Source organism: Micromonospora sp. NPDC049114 (assembly GCF_040648635.1).
Taxonomy (GTDB): Bacteria; Actinomycetota; Actinomycetes; order Mycobacteriales; family Micromonosporaceae; genus Micromonospora.
Genome location: NZ_JBEZEA010000007.1, coordinates 194,653 through 210,868, shown reverse-complemented (window position 1 = coordinate 210,868; position 16,216 = coordinate 194,653). Strand labels below are relative to the sequence as shown.

The window sequence follows — 16,216 nt, the reverse complement described above, 5'->3', positions numbered from 1 at the left end:
GTCGCGGTACGGAGGTGGGCATGCGGCGCAGTCGGGTGGTGGCGGTGGCCACCGGTTCCGCAGTCGTGCTCGGCGCGCTCTGGCTGGCCCTGCCGCTGATGGGCTCGGACCTCGCCGCCCAGGTCGCCCGGGCGGACTTCTTCGCCGCGCACGGTCTGACACCTGTCGATCTGCGCTGGTACGGCGGGGTGCAGCAGTTCGGCTACAGCCTCGTGTCCCAGCCGGTGATGGCCCTGCTCGGCGTGCGGGTCACCGGTGCGCTGGCGCTCGTGGCGTCGGCCGCCGCGCTGGCCGCGCTGCTGGTCCGCAGCCCGGTGCCCCGACCGCTGCTGGGCAGCGTGGTCGGCGTGGTCACGCTGGCCGGCAACCTGGTCTCCGGCCGGGTGACGTACGCCCTGGGTGTCGCGTTCGGGCTGGCCGCGCTGCTGGCGCTGACTCGGGGCGTACCCCGGAATCGGCGTCTCGCGCTCGCCGCGGTCGGCGCGCTGCTGGCGTCGGCGACGAGCCCGGTGGCGGGCCTGTTCGTCGGCCTGGCGGGCGCGGCGTTGCTGCTCGCCCGCCGCTACGCCGACGGTCTGACGCTGGGTGTCGCGGCGGCCGTGCCGCTGGCCGCGACCGCGCTGCTCTTCGGCGACGGCGGCTGGATGAACATCAGCCGCACCGACACCCTGCGGGCGGTGGTGACCGGCCTGGTGGTGGCGGCGCTGGTGGCGTACCGGCCGGTGCGGTACGGCGCGCTCCTCTCCGCCGCCGGGGTGCTCGTCGCCGCGCTGGTCCACACCCCGGTGGGGTTGAACGCGACCCGGCTGGCGACGATGTTCGCGCTGCCGGTGCTGGCCGCCGCCGCCCGGCCGCCGGCCTGGCTCACCGCCCGCCTCACCCGCCGGCCCGTCGACCGCCCCGCGCCGCCCAACGCCGCGCCGCCCAACGCCGCGCCGCCGCAGCGGTCGCGGCGGGCCCGCCTGCTGGGCGGTGTGGGCCTGACCGCGCTGCTGGTGGCCGTCTGCGGGTGGCAGCCGCCGGTGGTCCCCGCCGACCTGCGCGGCATCGGCGACCCGACCAGCGCTCCCGGCTACCACGCGCCGCTGCGGGCGTTCCTGGCCGGGCAGCGGCTCACCGGCCGGGTGGAGGTGCCGCCGACGCGCAACTACTGGGAGGCGGCCCGCCTCGGTGAGGTGCCGCTGGCCCGCGGCTGGCTGCGGCAGGCCGACATCGACCGCAACCCGCTGTTCTTCACCACGGTGCCCGGCGCGGCGGGCACCGGCGTGCCGCTGACCCGGGAGAGCTACCGGGCGTGGCTGGCGGAGAACGCCGTGCAGTACGTGGCGGTGCCGGACGCCCCGCTGTCCTGGGTGGGACGGGCCGAGGCGGAGCTGGTCGAGGGCGGCCTGCCGTACCTGACGCCGGTCTGGTCCGGCGCGCACTGGCGGGTCTGGGCGGTGGCCGACCCGACGCCGCTGGTCGCCGCGCCCGCCGAACTGGTCCGCGCCGACGGCGCGGCGCTGACCTTCCGGGCCCCGACCGCCGGCCCGGTGGCCGTCCGGGTCCGGCACAGCCGGTGGCTGGTCGCCTCCGGCGGCGCCACCGTCACCGCCGACGGGGACTGGAGCACCGTCACCGTTCCGCACGCCGGCGAGTACACCGTCGGCAGTTGACCCGGCGCTACGCCTCCAGCACCCGCTGGGCGGCGGCGCGGGAGCGCCGGCCGGTGCGCAGGTACTCGTCGAGGAACTCCCCCGGATCGTCGCGGCCGAGCAGCCGGACCACCCCGGCCAGCTCCACCCCGTGCCGGGGAAGCTGGTCACCGGCGCGGCCCCGGACCAGCATCAACGCGTTGCGCACCTGCGCGGCCAGGGACCAGCCGGCGGCCATCTCCGCGGCGTCCGCCGGGTCGACCAGGCCGGCCCGCTCGGCCGCCGCGAGGGCGTCGAGGGTACACGTGCCGCGCAGCTCCGGGACTCTGCCCGCGTGCCGGAGCTGGACGAGCTGGACGGCCCACTCCACGTCGGCCAGCCCGCCCCGGCCCAGCTTGGTGTGGGTGGCCGGGTCGGCGCCGCGCGGCAGCCGTTCGTTCTCCACCCGGGCCTTGATCCGGCGGATCTCGACGACCTGCTCGCGGGTCAGCCCGTCGGCCGGGTAGCGCACCGGCTCGATCATCGCCTCGAACTCGGCGCCCAGGTCGGCGTCACCGCAGACGAACCGTGCCCGCAGCAGCGCCTGCGCCTCCCACACCCGGGACCAGCGGGCGTAGTACTGCGCGTACGCGGCGAGGCTGCGCACCAGCGGACCCTGCCGGCCCTCGGGACGCAGGTCGGCGTCGACACCGAGCGGCGGGTCGGGCGCGGGTACCCCCAGCAGTCGCCGCAGCTCCTCCGCGATCGCGTGCGCGGCGGCGCTGGCCGCGCTCTCGCTGCTGCCGGCGGGCGGGTCGTAGACGAAGAGCACGTCGGCGTCGGAGAGGTAGTTCGACTCGTACCCGCCGAGCCGGCCCATCCCGATCACCGCGAACCGCAGCCCTTCCGGCGCCTTCTGGCTGGCCCGGGCGGCGCGCAGCGCGGCGGCGAGCGTGGCGTCGGTGACGTCGGAGAGCGCCGTGCCGACCTCGGTGATGTCGGCCAGACCGACGGCCGGCCGCGTCGTGCCGTCCGGCCGCGTCGGGGTGGGGGCGAGCGCGCCGGCGCGGCAGAGCACGTCCGCGCACGCCACCCGGACCAGTTCCCGGCGGCGCAGCGCCCGCACCGCGCGGGTCGCCTCGACCGGGTCGGTGTGTCGGGCCGCCGCCGCCAGGAAGCCCTCCCGCAGCACCGCCCGTGGGCGCGGCGCCAACTCGTTCTCCTCGGCGAGCAGCCGCAGCGCCTCCGGATCGCGGGCGAGCAGGTCGGCGACGTACCGGGAGAGGGCCAGGACCCGGGCCAGCCGCCGGGCGACGGGACCGCCGTCGCGCAGCAGCCGCAGGTACCAGGGGGTGCTGCCCAGCTTGTCGGAGACCTTGCGGTAGTTGAGCAGCCCCCGGTCCGGCTCCGGCGCGTCGGCGAACTCGCTCAGCAGCACCGGCAGCAGGGTCCGCTGGATGGCCGCGGTGCGGCTCACCCCGCCGGTGAGCGCCTGGAGGTGCCGCAACGCCCCGGCCGGGTCGGCGAAACCGAGGATCTCCAACCGGTGCCGCGCGGCCTCCGGGGTGAGTCGCAGCCCGTCGGCGGGCACCCGGGCCACCGACTCCAGCAGCGGTCGGTAGAGCAGCTTGGCGTGCAGCCGGCGTACCTCGGTGGCGTGGGTGACCCACTCGGCCCGGAAGCTCTCCACGGCGCTGCGCCCCGGCGTGGCGGTGAAACCCAGCGCGGCGGCCAGCCAGCGCAGCGCGGACGGTTCGGTGGGCACGGTGTGCGTACGGCGCAGGGCCTGCAACTGGAGTCGGTGCTCGACGCTGCGCAGGAAGCGGTAGCCGCGCAGCAGTGACTCGCCGTCGGCGCGGCCGACGTAGCCGCCGGCGACCAGCGCGCGCAGCGCCGGGATGGTGCCCGGCGCCCGCAGCGTCTCGTCGCCCCGGCCGTGCACGAGTTGCAGGAGCTGGACGGCGAACTCGATGTCGCGCAGCCCGCCGGGACCGCGTTTGATCTCGCGTTCCAGCTCCTTCGGCGGGATGTTGTCGATGATCCGGCGGCGCATCGCGCGGACGTCCTCGACCGCCTCGGGTCGTTCGGCGGCCCGCCACACCAGCGGAGCGAGCTGGTCGATCCACTCCTGGGCCAGCGGCAGGTCACCGGCGGCCGGACGGGCCTTGAGCAGCGCCTGGAACTCCCAGGTACGCGCCCACCGCCGGTAGTAGGCCAGGTGGCTGGCGAGGGTGCGCACCAGCGGGCCGCGACTGCCCTCGGGCCGCAGGGCGGCGTCCACCGGCCAGGCGACCATGCCGCAGATGGAGATCAGCCGGGTCGCCACCTGGGTCGCGGCGGGCAGGTCGGTGTCCTCGGCCGCCACGAAGATCACGTCCACGTCGGAGACGTAGTTCAGTTCACCGCCGCCGCACTTGCCCATCGCCACCACGGCCAGCCGGGGCCGCTCGGTGCCGTCGGCCAGCTCGTCGACGGCGATCTCGTACGCCGCGGCCAGGGTCGCGTCGGCCAGCGCGGACAGCGCACCCATGGTCTGCTCCAGGGCCCGGCCGCCGGTGAGGTCGGCCGCCGCGATCCGCAGCAACGCCAGCCGGTACGCGGTCCGCAGCACCGCCACGGGGTTGCCGTCGCCGGCCGGTTCCAGTCGCCCCTCGGCGATCGGCGCGAGCCCATCCGGGGCGGTGCGCAGCGCCAGACAGTGCTCCGGGTTGGCCACCAGGTGATCACCGAGCGCCGACGACGCGCCCAGGACGGCGATCAGTCGCCGCCGCAGCCCGGGATCGGTGTGCAGCTCCGCGATCAGCGGCGAGCGCGCGCCGCTGCCGCTACCGCTCGGCGTGCTGGCGCCGCTTCCGCCGGCGGCGCTGGCGGGGGGCGTGCGGGCGCTCGGCGCGCTGGCGGCCCGCGTGCTGGCGGCGCTGGTGCCGTTGGTCCGCGTCTCGGCCTCGACGATGCGGTGCAGTTGGCGCAGCGCCAGATCCGGGTCGGCGGCCCGGGACAGCGCGGCCAGCAGCTCCGTGGCCGTCTCGTCGACCGGCTCCTGCTCGACCGGCTGCCAGAGGCCCAGCCCGTCCGGGCCGAGCAGGTCGGCGGCGCGAGCGCCGCCGTCGCCGTCGGCGACCCCGAAGCCGTACCGGGCGAGCCGACCCGGCGCCCTCGTCGGCCGGCTCATCAGTGCCCGAGCAGCGGCAGGCCACGCCGCGTCGTGCTGTCGTCCAACTCGCCGAGGGCCAGCGCCGCGAACCGGGCGGCGAACGGCTGCCACACCTCCTCGACGTCCACCATCACCGAGTCGCAGGCCGCCACGACCAGCTCCGGGTCGTAGCCCAGCTCCGCGAGCTGGGCCGAGTCGGTGGCCCAGTCGGCGATCATCGCGGTGTCGCACTCGATGTGGAACTGCAGCCCCCAGGCCCGGTCGCCGAGCCGGAACGCCTGGTGCGGGTACCGGGTGGAGGCGGCCAGCAGGGTGGCGCCCCGGGGCAGCTCGGTGATCTCGTCGGAGTGCCACTGGAGCACGTCCGGGATCAGCGGCACGTACCGGAACAGCGGGTCACCCTCGGCGGCGTCGCGCCGGCCGACCACGCCGGGGCCGATCTCCGGCCCGGACGGGCTCCGCTCGACCAGACCGGCATGCGCGGTGGCGAGCAGCTGCGCGCCCAGGCAGACGGCCAGCGTCGGCACCCGGTAGCGGACCGCCTTGCGCAGCAGCCCCTCCACCGCCGGGAACCAGTGTGCGCCGGGCGAGCCGTCCGGCAGGGGGTACGCCTGCTGGTCGCCGCCGAGCACCACCAGCGCCGCGTACCCCTCCAGGTCGGCGGGGAGCTCGTCGCCGGCGTGCGGGCGGACCACCCACAGCTCCAGCCCTGCCTCGGTCAGCCACTCACCCAACCGGCGTGCGTCGTCCGTCGGGTCGTTCTCGATCACCAGCGCGGTTGCCACGCGTCGAGGCTAGCCGGTACGTCGCACAGCGCCACGCCCCGCCACGGTGGTCGGCGCGTACAGAGGCGTCGACGGCCGGAGTTCGCTGCTCGTCGGGCCCCGCGGTGTCGTTAGGCTCTGCGATTGTGATCAACGAGGATTCGGCCGTCGTCCGCCCGCCCGTCCTGCGCCCCGGGGACACGGTGCTGCTGGTGTCACCGTCCGGGCCGACCTCGCCGGAGCGGGTCGCCCGGGGGATGGAGTTGCTCACCGGGTGGGGCCTGCGGCCGGTGCCGGCGCCCAACGCGTACGCCCGCCACGGCTACCTCGCCGGCACCGACGACCTGCGGGCCGCCGACCTCAACGCGGCGTTCGCCGACCCGCAGGTGCGGGGCGTGATCTGCACCCGGGGCGGGTACGGCGCACAGCGGATCGTGGACGCCATCGACATGGCCGCCGTCCGCCGCGACCCGAAGGTGGTGGCCGGCTTCTCGGACATCACCGCGTTGCAGCTCGCCCTGTGGCGAGGCGCCCGGCTGGCCGGCGTGCACGGCCCGGGGGCCGCCTGGCGGGACGAGCGGACGTCGCTGCGCTCCGCCGAGGCCCTGCACGCGGCGTTGATGACCACCGAGCCGGTGACCGTCGAGGCGGTGCCCACCGAGGAGACCTTCGGCGTACGGGTGCCGGGTCGCGCCACCGGCACCCTGCTGGGCGGCAACCTGTGCCTGATCGCCGCGTCGGTCGGCACCGCGGACCTGCCCGACCTGACCGGTGCCGTGCTGTTGATCGAGGACGTGCAGGAACCCCCGTACAAGGTCGACCGGATGCTCACCCACCTGCGCCGCGCCGGCGCGCTGGACGGGCTGGCCGGCGTGGCGATCGGGCAGTTCACCGAATGCGGGGACGGCTGGGAAACCACGATCGTCGACGTCCTCACCGAACGCCTCGGCGACCTGGGCGTACCGATCCTCGGCGGCCTCCCCATCGGCCACGGCCCCGACCAGCTGACCGTCCCGGTAGGCACCACCGCAACCCTGGACACCGACACCGGAACCCTCACGGTCTCCCCCGCTGTCCGCTAACCCCACCCACCCGCCCGCACCCCTTTCCCGGCGGTGATCAAGAGGTTCGGGTCATTTCCGGGCCGGATCGTGACGCGAACCTCTTGATCACCGGGGTCAGGGGGTGGGTCAGGGGGTGGGGTTCGGGGTCAGGTGGGCTACTGCGCCGATCTCCAGGGCTGCCCAGACTCCGTCGGAGGTCCGGGTGATGCCGTGGGGTTCCGAGCGCGGGGTGGGCAGGTCGTAGCTCTCGATCCGTCCGGTGGGACCGATGTGCCCGATCCGGTTCGCGCCCCACTCGGTGAACCACGCGCCGCCGGCCGGGTCGGCCACGATGGCGTGCGGCCGGGCGTTCCGGTCCGGTAACGGGATCTCGGTCACCTCGCCGTCCGGGGTGACCCGGCCGAGCTGACCGGCCGCGATCTCCACGAACCAGATGGCCCCGTCCGCGCCGAGCGCGAGGCCGACCGGCCCGGCGTCCGCGGTGGGCAACGGGTGCAGCGTCACCCGGCCGTCGAGGTCGATCCGGCCGATCGCGTTCGCCCGGTTGAGGGTGAACCAGAGAGCGTCGTCCGCGCCGGCGGTGATCATCGAGGCGAACCCGCCGGTCACGGGCAGCGGAAACGCGGTTACCGTCCCGTCGGTGTCCACCCGGCCGATCGCGTCGGAGGTCATGCCCGCGTACCAGAGCGCGCCGTCGGGCCCGGCCGCGATGCCGCCCGGCCCGGTGCCGGCCGGCAGGGCGATCGTGCGCTGCTCGCCGTCGACGCTGAGCCGACCGATCCGGTCGTCCCCGGAGCGGGTGAACCAGAGCGCGCCGTCCGGACCCGCCGTGATGATCAACGGGCGGCCGCCGGCCGGCTCCAGCGGGTACGTCCGGACCCCGCCGTCGGACCCCAGGCGGGCGATCCCGCCGGCCTGGACCAGCGTCAGCCACAACGCGCCGTCGGGCCCAACCGTGATGCCGTACGGGCCGGAGTCCGACCCGGCGAGCGGAATCTCCCGAATGTCGACGGTCATCGTGCGGTGTCCCTCCGTTGGCGACCACCAACACTGGCCGCCGGACCAATGACGACACAACCGATTTCAGCGAGCGCCGCCTCGATCGGCAGCCCGCTGCTCGATTGTCAGCTGGCTGACAGGGTCGCCATGGGTCGCGCCCAGGATCGCCCGTCACTGTCGGTGACGACATTGCCGCATCACCGACCTTCTGGAGGACAGCATGTCCCGCACCATCCGTAGGAAGCACCTGCTGGCCGGCCTGGCCACCGCGGGCGTCCTCGGCGTGGGGATCGCCGCCCCGACGATCGCGTTCGCCGCGGACACCCCGACCCCGACCGCCAGCACCGCCCCCGCCCCTGGAGCGAAGGCCGACCGGCAGGGTGAGTTCGCCGAGGCGCTCGCCAAGGAGTTGGGAGTCCCCACCGACAAGGTGACCGCCGCACTGGAGAAGGTCCGCGAGCAGCACCGGCCCGCCGACCGTCCGGCACGCCCGTCCGCCGAGGACCGGCAGGCCGCGCTCAAGGAGCGGCTGGACCAGGCGGTCAAGGACGGCAAGCTCACCCAGGAGCAGGCCGACGCCATCACCAAGGCCGTCGAGGCCGGCGTCTTCCCCGGCCCCGGCGGCGGCCACCGTGGGCCGGGCGGCGGTGACCGTGGGCCGGCCGGCCACGGCGCTCCCGCAGGTACGCCGGGCAAGTAGCCCGACGGGTCGGCCTCCGACCACCCCGGGCTGGGGTGGTCCGGCGTGATCCACCCCGTTTCGCCGATGTGGCGGCGTCCCTCGCACCCGGACACCGCCACATCGGCGACCTGGAGTCGATCATGCGCGTGGGACCGACGTCGGCCCGCCAGCGCGCGAGATCCGCGCGGCTCAGCCCTTGCTGGCGGGACCGACGTCGGCCCCGGGCGCGCGGGATCCGCGCGCCTCAGCCCTTGCTGGGCGGGGGTGCGAACACGCCGAGGCGATTTCCCGCCGGGTCGAGCAGGTGGGCGAGCGTGAGACCGCTGGGTGCGGTCCGTGCGGGCATCAGCACCTTCGCGCCGGCGGCCTCGGCTCGCCGGCAGGTCTCCGCGACGTCGTCGACCTCGGCGTAGAACACCGCGTAGTTCGGGGACGTCCCGTCGGTCGCCCGGATGGCCCCACCGATTCCGGTGTCACCGCCGGCACCCGTCACCCGATAGGACCCGCCGCTACCCGCGCCCTGCTCTTCGAAGGTCCAGCCGAACAGCTCGCCGTAGAAGCGTTCCGCCTCCTCCGGCCGGTCGGTGCCGATCTCGAACCAGGTGATGGGCGTCGTGGACACGTGCTGCCTCCAGAGTTGCCGGGACGGCGGTTCGCCGTCGTCCAGAGCAGTTTCGAGGCCGTCCGCGACACCGTCCTGTCGGTGTTTCCGGATCACCCGACGGAGATCGGTGTGTGAAGGACCCGCCTCAGACCAGGCTCAGCGGCCGGACCCGTTCCCGGGGGATGTCGAGATCCGTCAGGCGCAGCTCCCGGACCACCACCTCGGGCAGCGCCTGGACGTCCCCGATCCGGTCGGTACGGAAGCAGCGCAGCTCGTCGCGCATGCGGCACCAGGCGAGCAGATACCAGTGTCGGGGGTTGCCGAGGTAGCCCAGCGGTTCGACGTCGCGCACCGAGTCGACGCCGGCGCGGTCGGCGTACCGGATGCGCAGCACCCGCCGCGCGGTGACCGCGTCGGCGACGGTGGCCGGGACGGGCGTGGTCGGCCCGTCGCCGATCAGGTGCACCCGGCCGGCGAGGCGGTGCGCCTCGGCGGCGTCGGCGGCCGGCAGCACCGCCACCAGCTTGCGCAGTGCGGTGGCGCCCGGCCCGGCGAACGGGGTGCCGGCGAGCCGGTGCAGCGCGACGGCCATCGCCACCGCCTCGGCCGGGGTCAGGTTGACCGGCGGCAGGGTGCGGCTGCGGTCCAGGACGTAGCCGCCGGTGCGCCCGGGCTCGGCCCAGATCGGCACCCCGGCCTCCTGGAGCGCGCCGATGTCCCGCTCGATGGTCCGGCTGCTCACCTCGAAGTGGGCGGCGAGCCAGCGGGCGCTGCGGGGCCGGGGCGACACCGCGCGCAGCTCCTCGACCAGGGCGTAGAGCCGGTCCGTGCGGTTCATGCCCGGCACGCTACGGCCGGGGTACGACGACCACCCCCGGACGCGGCAGGCTCAAGCGGCCACGCTCAGAACACCGGCCTCAGGCCACCGACCACCCGCGTCAGGCGATGCAGGCGCAGACGATCAGCGCCGCGCCGAAGTGCGTGGCGGCGCTGACCCGGGCCGCGGGGTGCGGCTCGGACGAGCAGATGACCTCACCGAGCTTGCCCGGGGTGAGCAGGTCGAGCACGAAGAAGGCCAGCGCCATGATGGCCAGCCCGACGAGCCCGAAGAGCACGGTGGAGGCCAGCCCCCGGCCGAAGTCGCTGTAGCTGGTCAGGATCGCCGTGAAGACGATGCCGGCGATGCCGAGCTGGTTGGCGGCGAGCAGCAACCCCGCGTTGGCGTTGCGCTCGACCCAGATCAGCTCCCGCAACCGTCCCGGGGTCAGCAGGTCGACGAGCCCGAACCCGGCAGCCATCAGCCCGACGCCGACGATCCCGAACACGACGCTCTGCCAGGCACCGCTGAGCAGATCCTCCAGCACCGACTGCCTCCCGACTCTCCGCCCGGAGGGGTACCGGCGCGGTGATCGAGACGATAGCGGCAGCGCGCCACCGCGTCAGCCCCGCGACTACAGCGCCAGGTAGCGCTGCCGCTCGTACGGGGTGACCTCGCGGCGGTACTGCTCCCACTCGGCCCGCTTGTTGCGCAGGAAGAAGTCGAAGACGTGCTCGCCGAGCACCTCGGCGACCAGTTCGGATTCGGCCATCACGTCGATCGCCTCGGCCAGGTTCTCCGGCAGCGCCTCGTATCCCATGGCGCGGCGCTCGGCGCTGCTCAGCGACCAGACGTCGTCCTCGGCGCCCGGCGGCAGCTCGTAGCCCTCCTCGATGCCCTTCAGCCCGGCGCCGAGCAGCACCGCGAAGGCGAGGTACGGGTTGGTCGCCGAGTCCAGCGACCGGACCTCGACCCGGGCGGAGTTCGGCTTGCCGTACGCCGGGACGCGGACCAGCGCGGACCGGTTCAGGTGACCCCAGCAGACGTACGCCGGGCTCTCGGTGATCCGGTCGGGCAGGGCCTGCGGGAAGAGCCGCTTGTACGAGTTGACCCACTGGTTGGTGACCGCCGTGTACTCCCGGGCGTGCACCAGCAGGCCGGCGATGAAGGACTTCGCCACCTTGGAGAGCTTCATCGGGTCGCCACCGTCGTGGAAGGCGTTGCGCTCGCCCTCGAACAGCGACAGGTGGGTGTGCATGCCGCTGCCCGGCTGGTCGGTGAACGGCTTCGGCATGAAGCTGGCCTGCACGCCGGTGGAGAGCGCGACCTCCTTCACCACGTGCCGGAAGGTCATGATGTTGTCGGCGGTGGTCAGCGCGTCGGCGTAGCGCAGGTCGATCTCCTGCTGGCCGGGGGCGACCTCGTGGTGGCTGAACTCCACCGAGATGCCGATCCGCTCCAGCGCCAGCACGCCCTGGCGGCGGAAGTCGCGGGCCACCGCGTGGGTGGTGTGCTCGAAGTAGCCGCCGGTGTCCACCGGGGTGGGCACCGAGCCGTCCTGCGGGCCGTTCTCCAGCAGGAAGAACTCGATCTCGGGGTGGGTGTAGAAGGTGAAGCCCTTCTCGGCCGCCTTGGACAGCGCGCGGCGCAGCACGTGCCGCGGGTCGGCCCAGGAGGGGCCGCCGTCGGGCAGCAGGATGTCGCAGAACATCCGGGCGCTCTCGCCGCTGACTCCGCCCTCGAACGGGAAGACCTGGAAGGTGGTCGGGTCCGGCATGGCCACCATGTCCGATTCGAAGACCCGGGCGAAGCCTTCGATGGCCGAGCCGTCGAAGCCGATGCCCTCCTCGAAGGCCGCTTCCAGCTCCGCGGGCGCCACCGAGACGCTCTTGAGCGTGCCCAGCACGTCCGTGAACCACAGCCGGACGAACCGGATGTCCCGCTCTTCCAGCGTACGGAGGACGAACTCCTGCTGACGGTCCACTTCCCCAACCCCTCGCGACACTCTTTTTGTCCGCCTTGGCCGGGCTGCACCCGACCTGACCGCCCAGTGTTCCCGGGCCTGGTTACGCAGACGTTACGCGAACCGCCGCCGTCCGTCCCCTCGTGTCCCGCCCGCCGAGCGGTACCGATCCGGCCTGCTCGGTCACGGCCGCTCACGCGTGGCCGCCGTCTCGTCCGACGGTGCGGATTGCTCCGGCCTTGCTGGGGCAAGATGAGGACATGCCCACCCTGCGTCTCGCCCTGTCCCAGGTCAACCCGAGCGTCGGCGACCTCGCCGGCAATGCCGACCTGGTCCGCAGCTGGACCCGCCAGGCCGCCGACGCCGGCGCCCAGCTCGTGCTCTTTCCGGAGATGATGCTGACCGGCTACCCGGTCGAGGATCTGGTCTTTCGGCGTTCCTTCGTCGCCGCGTCCCAGGCCGCCGTCGAGCGGCTCGCCGCCGACCTGGCCGAGGACGGTCTCGGCGACCTGCCGGTCGTCGTCGGCTACCTGGACGCCGACGGGCCGCCGCAGGTCAGCGGGGACGCCGAACCGGGCCGGGGTGCCCGCAACGCCGCCGCGCTGCTGCACCGGGGCACTGTGGTGGCCCGCTACTTCAAGCACCACCTGCCCAACTACGGCGTCTTCGACGAGGACCGCTACTTCGTCTCGGGCAACCAGCTGACCGTGGTGCGGATCGGCGGGGTGGACGTCGCGCTGACCATCTGCGAGGACCTGTGGCAGGCCGGCGGGCCGTTCGCCGCCGCCCGGCAGGCCGGCGTCGGCCTGGTGGTCAACATCAACGGTTCGCCGTACGAGCTGAACAAGGACGACATCCGGCTGCCGCTGGTTCGCCGCCGGGCCGCCGAGGCGAACGCGGTCATCGCGTACGTCAACATGATCGGCGGCCAGGACGAGCTGGTCTTCGAGGGCGACTCGATGATCGTCGCCTCGGACGGCGAACTGCTCACCCGCGCCCCGCAGTTCGTCGAGCACCTGCTCGTGCACGACGTCGAGCTGCCGGCCGCGACCACGGCCCCGGGCAGCCAGAACGTCGCGGACGGCATGCGGGTGGCTCATTACACGCTGGACGTGATCCCGCCCGCGCCGCCCGGCCCGGCCGCCGCCGGCGGGCTGATCGAGCCGGTGGCCGACGAGGCCGAGGTGTGGCACGCGCTGGTGCTCGGCCTGCGCGACTACGTCAACAAGAACCGGTTCGCGTCGGTGGTGCTCGGCCTCTCCGGTGGCATCGACTCGGCGGTGGTGGCCGCCCTCGCCGTCGACGCGCTCGGCCCGGACCGGGTGGTCGGGGTGTCGCTGCCCAGCCAGCACTCCTCCGAGCACTCCCGTGAGGACGCCGCCGACCTGGCCAAGCGCACCGGGCTGGACTACCGCGTCGAGCCGATCCAGCCGATGGTGGACGCCTTCCTCGCCAACCTGTCGCTGTCCGGGATCGCCGTGGAGAACCTCCAGGCCCGGGTCCGCGGCGTCATCCTGATGGCGCTGTCGAACCAGGAGGGCCACCTGGTGCTCACCACCGGCAACAAGAGCGAGCTGGCGGTCGGCTACTCCACCCTGTACGGCGACTCGGTGGGCGGCTTCAACCCGATCAAGGATGTCTGGAAGACGCTGGTCTGGCGGCTGGCGAAGTGGCGCAACGCGGACGCGGCCCGCCGCGGCGACACCGCCCCGATCCCGGAGAACTCGATCGGCAAGCCGCCGAGCGCCGAGCTGAGCCCGGGCCAGCTCGACAGCGATTCCCTGCCCGACTACGACGTGCTGGACCCGATCCTCATCGGTTACGTCGACGGCGACCTGGGCCGCGACGGGCTGGTCGAGTCGGGCCACGACCCGGCCGTGGTCGACAAGGTGCTGCGGCTGGTGGATACCGCCGAGTACAAGCGACGCCAGTCGGCGCCCGGCACGAAGATCTCCATGAAGGCGTTCGGCCGCGACCGTCGACTGCCGATCACCAACCGGTGGCGCGAGCACGGCTGACCTCGTACACCCGGGTCGGGTTCACCGGACCCGGCCCGGCGCGGTGCGGCGGGCCCGGTGCGCGACGGTCGTGAGTGACATCTTCCACTGGGCTCTGCCGTCGCCGGGCCTGGCGGTGCGACGATCGCGACGGAACCCGGGGACCGCGCAGGCGGCCTCGAGGAAGGAGACAGTCATGACCGAGTCCACTCCGAACGAGGTGACCGCGCTGTACGGCGGACCGGCCACCCGTCGGGTCCGCACCCGCGACCTGATCGCCGCCAAGGAGCGTGGCGAGCGGTGGCCGATGCTCACCTCGTACGACCAGTACACGGCGGGGATCTTCGACCGGGCCGGCGTGCCGGTGCTGCTGGTCGGCGACTCGGCCGCGAACAACGTGTTCGGCTACGAGACCACCCTGCCGGTGACCGCCGACGACCTGCTCCCGCTGGTACGGGCCGTGGTGCGCTCGACCCGGCAGGCCCTCGTCGTGGGTGACCTGCCCTTCGGCTCGTACGAGGAGGGCCCGACCCAGGCGCTGCGCACCGCCGTCCGGTTCATGAAGGAGGGCGGCTGCCACGCGGTGAAGCTGGAGGGCGGCCGACGCTGCGCCGCGCAGATCGCCGCGATCGTCGGCGCCGGCATCCCGGTGATGGCGCACATCGGCTTCACCCCGCAGAGTGAGCACACCCTGGGCGGCTACCGCGTGCAGGGCCGGGGCGACACGGCCGACGAGGTGCTGGCCGACGCGCGGGCGGTGGCCGAGGCCGGCGCGTTCGCAGTGGTGCTGGAGATGGTGCCGGGTGAGGTGGCCAAGCAGATCACCCACGAACTGGCGATCCCCACTGTCGGCATCGGCGCCGGCCCGGACACCGACGCCCAGGTGCTGGTCTGGCAGGACATGGCCGGCCTGCGCACCGGCAAGGCCCCGCGCTTCGTGAAGCGCTACGCCGAGCTGGCCGACGTCCTCACCGACGCCACCCGCCGTTTCGCCGACGAGGTCCGTGGCGGCGAGTTCCCGAGCGCCGAACACACCTTCTAGAGCGGTCCGGGCCGTGACGAATCAATCGATCTTGGTCGCTGAAAGTGTCGTACAGGTGTTCTAGTCTCGGGTCATGATGGAGGGGTTGGCGCAGGCAGAGGCCACGGTCACGGCCTGCGCCGACTCGGCCGCCTGGGCTCTGCCCGAGCAGGGCCTGATCGCCGCGCTCGACGCCGCGCACCGCGTCGAGCAGCGCCTCGCCGCCATCAAGCTGGCCCTGATCCGCGAGCTCGACTGTCGCGGCACGCCCATCGCGCAGGGCGCGTCCTCCACGGCGGTGTGGCTGCGCGAACGCCTTCACCTCACCGTCCCCACCGCCCGCCGCCTCGTCGACCTGGCCACCACCCTCGACACCGGCAACGCCGGTGTACGACAGGCGCTGGCCGACGCCGACATCACCCTCGACCAGGCGCGCGTCATCGCCGACACCGTCACCACCGTCGAGAGCGCCGCAGGCAGCGCGGCCGCCGACAAGGCCGTCGGCCTGCTGGTCGAGTGGGCCAGGCAGTTCGACCCGACCCTGCTGCGCAAACTCGGCACCCGCATTCTCGACCACGTCGCACCCGACGTCGCCGACCGAGCCGCCCTGGACGCCGAGGATCGCCGAGCCGCCCGCGACCGCCACGTCACCATCTCCACCCTCACCGACGGCCGGCTGCGCCTCACCGGCACCCTCGACACCGAGACCGCCGGCCTGCTCCGCGCGGCCATCGACCCCCTGACCGCGCCCACCGGCCCCGACGACCAACGCTCCCCCGGCCAACGCCGCCACGACGCCCTCGGCGACCTGTGCCGACTCAGCCTGCGTACCGGCGAGCTACCCGAACACGGCGGCGAGCCCGCGCAGCTCGTCGTCACCACCAGCTACGACAACCTCGGCCGGCAGCTCGGCGCAGGCACGTTGGACACCGGTTTCGACCTCGCCCCGGAGACCGTGCGGCGCCTCGCCTGCGACGCCGCCATCCTGCCCGCCGTCCTCGGCAGCACTAGCCAGACCCTCGACGTCGGCCGACAACGCCGCCTCATCACCGGCCCACTCCGCCGCGCCCTCGTCCTGCGCGACCGCGGCTGCGCCTTCCCCGGCTGCGACCGCCCACCCCGCTGGTGCGACGCCCACCACATCCACCACTGGGCCGACGGCGGCGACACCAGCCTGACCAACGCCGTGCTGCTCTGCGGCCACCACCACCGACACGTCCACCACGGCGACTGGGCCGTCCGATTGGCCGCCGACGGCCACCCCGACTTCATCCCACCCGCCTGGCTCGACCCCGAACAGATCCCCCGCCGCAACGTCTACCACCAGCGGACGTAACCACACCGAGGCGACCCCACATCCCGGGGCCGGTCGCGTGCTCGGTGGTCGGTGGTCGGCGGTCGGACAACCATCCCGGGGTCGGCCGCGTGCTCGGTGGTCGGTGGTCGGGCAACCATCCCTGGACCGGCCGCGCTCGGTGGTCGGGCAACCCCATCCCTGGGCCGAGCGTGCGGCGCGGCCGGAGGGGAACACACGCCTC

Annotated in this window: 13 protein-coding genes; 6 read left to right on the top strand and 7 right to left on the bottom strand. The window is 74.0% G+C overall.

The window, feature by feature from the left end; all coding sequences use genetic code 11:
- Positions 1-20 precede the first annotated feature (20 nt).
- The gene (locus AB0B39_RS21410; protein WP_357575171.1) at positions 21-1,655 is read left to right on the top strand and encodes a hypothetical protein; all 1,635 of its coding nucleotides are present in this window, start codon (positions 21-23) and stop codon (positions 1,653-1,655) included.
- Positions 1,656-1,662: 7 nt separating this feature from the next.
- On the opposite strand, the gene AB0B39_RS21405 is transcribed toward AB0B39_RS21410, so the two are convergent.
- Together AB0B39_RS21405 and AB0B39_RS21400 are read right to left on the bottom strand one after the other, a co-directional pair.
- Positions 1,663-4,785 (bottom strand): bifunctional [glutamine synthetase] adenylyltransferase/[glutamine synthetase]-adenylyl-L-tyrosine phosphorylase, encoded by a 3,123-nt coding sequence (locus AB0B39_RS21405; protein ID WP_357575170.1) that lies wholly within the window; start codon positions 4,783-4,785, stop codon positions 1,663-1,665.
- Complete coding sequence (locus AB0B39_RS21400; RefSeq protein WP_234586542.1) at positions 4,785-5,552, bottom strand: type 1 glutamine amidotransferase; 768 nt, start codon at positions 5,550-5,552, stop codon at positions 4,785-4,787. Before AB0B39_RS21400 ends, AB0B39_RS21405 begins: the two co-directional genes overlap by 1 nt.
- 125 nt (positions 5,553-5,677) lie before the next feature.
- On the opposite strand from AB0B39_RS21400, the gene AB0B39_RS21395 reads away from it, so the two are divergent.
- A complete protein-coding gene (locus AB0B39_RS21395) occupies positions 5,678-6,613 on the top strand; it encodes an LD-carboxypeptidase (protein ID WP_357575169.1) in 936 nt (311 codons plus the stop codon).
- A 108-nt stretch (positions 6,614-6,721) separates the two neighbouring features.
- On the opposite strand, the gene AB0B39_RS21390 is transcribed toward AB0B39_RS21395, so the two are convergent.
- Positions 6,722-7,612: a virginiamycin B lyase gene (locus AB0B39_RS21390; RefSeq protein WP_357575168.1), complete on the bottom strand. Its 891-nt coding sequence runs from the start codon at positions 7,610-7,612 to the stop codon at positions 6,722-6,724.
- A 202-nt stretch (positions 7,613-7,814) separates the two neighbouring features.
- Here AB0B39_RS21390 and AB0B39_RS21385 point away from each other — a divergent pair, with 202 nt between their 5' ends.
- On the top strand, positions 7,815-8,294 hold the full coding sequence (locus tag AB0B39_RS21385) for a hypothetical protein (protein ID WP_357496618.1): 480 nt from the start codon (positions 7,815-7,817) through the stop codon (positions 8,292-8,294).
- A gap of 226 nt (positions 8,295-8,520) precedes the next feature.
- On the opposite strand, the gene AB0B39_RS21380 is transcribed toward AB0B39_RS21385, so the two are convergent.
- From AB0B39_RS21380 to glnA, 4 genes are all read right to left on the bottom strand, one after another.
- A complete protein-coding gene (locus tag AB0B39_RS21380; RefSeq protein WP_234586532.1) occupies positions 8,521-8,898 on the bottom strand; it encodes a VOC family protein in 378 nt (125 codons plus the stop codon).
- 127 nt (positions 8,899-9,025) lie between these two features.
- Positions 9,026-9,718: a YafY family protein gene (locus tag AB0B39_RS21375; RefSeq protein WP_357575167.1), complete on the bottom strand. Its 693-nt coding sequence runs from the start codon at positions 9,716-9,718 to the stop codon at positions 9,026-9,028.
- 100 nt (positions 9,719-9,818) lie between these two features.
- Positions 9,819-10,244: a DUF350 domain-containing protein gene (locus AB0B39_RS21370; protein WP_234586527.1), complete on the bottom strand. Its 426-nt coding sequence runs from the start codon at positions 10,242-10,244 to the stop codon at positions 9,819-9,821.
- Positions 10,245-10,331: 87 nt separating this feature from the next.
- Entirely contained in the window at positions 10,332-11,681 is a 1,350-nt protein-coding gene (gene glnA, locus AB0B39_RS21365; RefSeq protein ID WP_007463316.1) for a type I glutamate--ammonia ligase, read from the bottom strand.
- A 239-nt stretch (positions 11,682-11,920) separates the two neighbouring features.
- On the opposite strand from glnA, the gene AB0B39_RS21360 reads away from it, so the two are divergent.
- The 3 genes from AB0B39_RS21360 to AB0B39_RS21350 all read left to right on the top strand — a co-directional run bounded on the left by AB0B39_RS21360 (position 11,921) and on the right by AB0B39_RS21350 (position 16,014).
- Complete coding sequence (locus AB0B39_RS21360; RefSeq protein WP_357575166.1) at positions 11,921-13,678, top strand: NAD+ synthase; 1,758 nt, start codon at positions 11,921-11,923, stop codon at positions 13,676-13,678.
- A gap of 175 nt (positions 13,679-13,853) precedes the next feature.
- A complete protein-coding gene (gene panB / locus AB0B39_RS21355; protein ID WP_357496609.1) occupies positions 13,854-14,699 on the top strand; it encodes a 3-methyl-2-oxobutanoate hydroxymethyltransferase in 846 nt (281 codons plus the stop codon).
- 73 nt (positions 14,700-14,772) lie between these two features.
- Positions 14,773-16,014 carry a DUF222 domain-containing protein gene (locus AB0B39_RS21350; protein ID WP_357575165.1) on the top strand — a complete coding sequence of 414 codons (1,242 nt, stop codon included), beginning with the start codon at positions 14,773-14,775 and terminating at the stop codon, positions 16,012-16,014.
- Positions 16,015-16,216: the final 202 nt, after the last annotated feature.

What these genes read in the sequence shown, in the direction of transcription:
- AB0B39_RS21410 (WP_357575171.1), top strand. Translation starts at nt 21, where the DNA reads ATGCGGCGCAGTCGGGTGGTGGCGGTGGCCACCGGTTCCGCAGTCGTG.
- AB0B39_RS21405 (WP_357575170.1), bottom strand. Translation starts at nt 4,785, where the DNA reads ATGAGCCGGCCGACGAGGGCGCCGGGTCGGCTCGCCCGGTACGGCTTC.
- AB0B39_RS21390 (WP_357575168.1), bottom strand. Translation starts at nt 7,612, where the DNA reads ATGACCGTCGACATTCGGGAGATTCCGCTCGCCGGGTCGGACTCCGGC.
- AB0B39_RS21385 (WP_357496618.1), top strand. Translation starts at nt 7,815, where the DNA reads ATGTCCCGCACCATCCGTAGGAAGCACCTGCTGGCCGGCCTGGCCACC.
- AB0B39_RS21375 (WP_357575167.1), bottom strand. Translation starts at nt 9,718, where the DNA reads ATGAACCGCACGGACCGGCTCTACGCCCTGGTCGAGGAGCTGCGCGCG.
- AB0B39_RS21360 (WP_357575166.1), top strand. Translation starts at nt 11,921, where the DNA reads ATGCCCACCCTGCGTCTCGCCCTGTCCCAGGTCAACCCGAGCGTCGGC.
- panB (WP_357496609.1), top strand. Translation starts at nt 13,854, where the DNA reads ATGACCGAGTCCACTCCGAACGAGGTGACCGCGCTGTACGGCGGACCG.
- AB0B39_RS21350 (WP_357575165.1), top strand. Translation starts at nt 14,773, where the DNA reads ATGATGGAGGGGTTGGCGCAGGCAGAGGCCACGGTCACGGCCTGCGCC.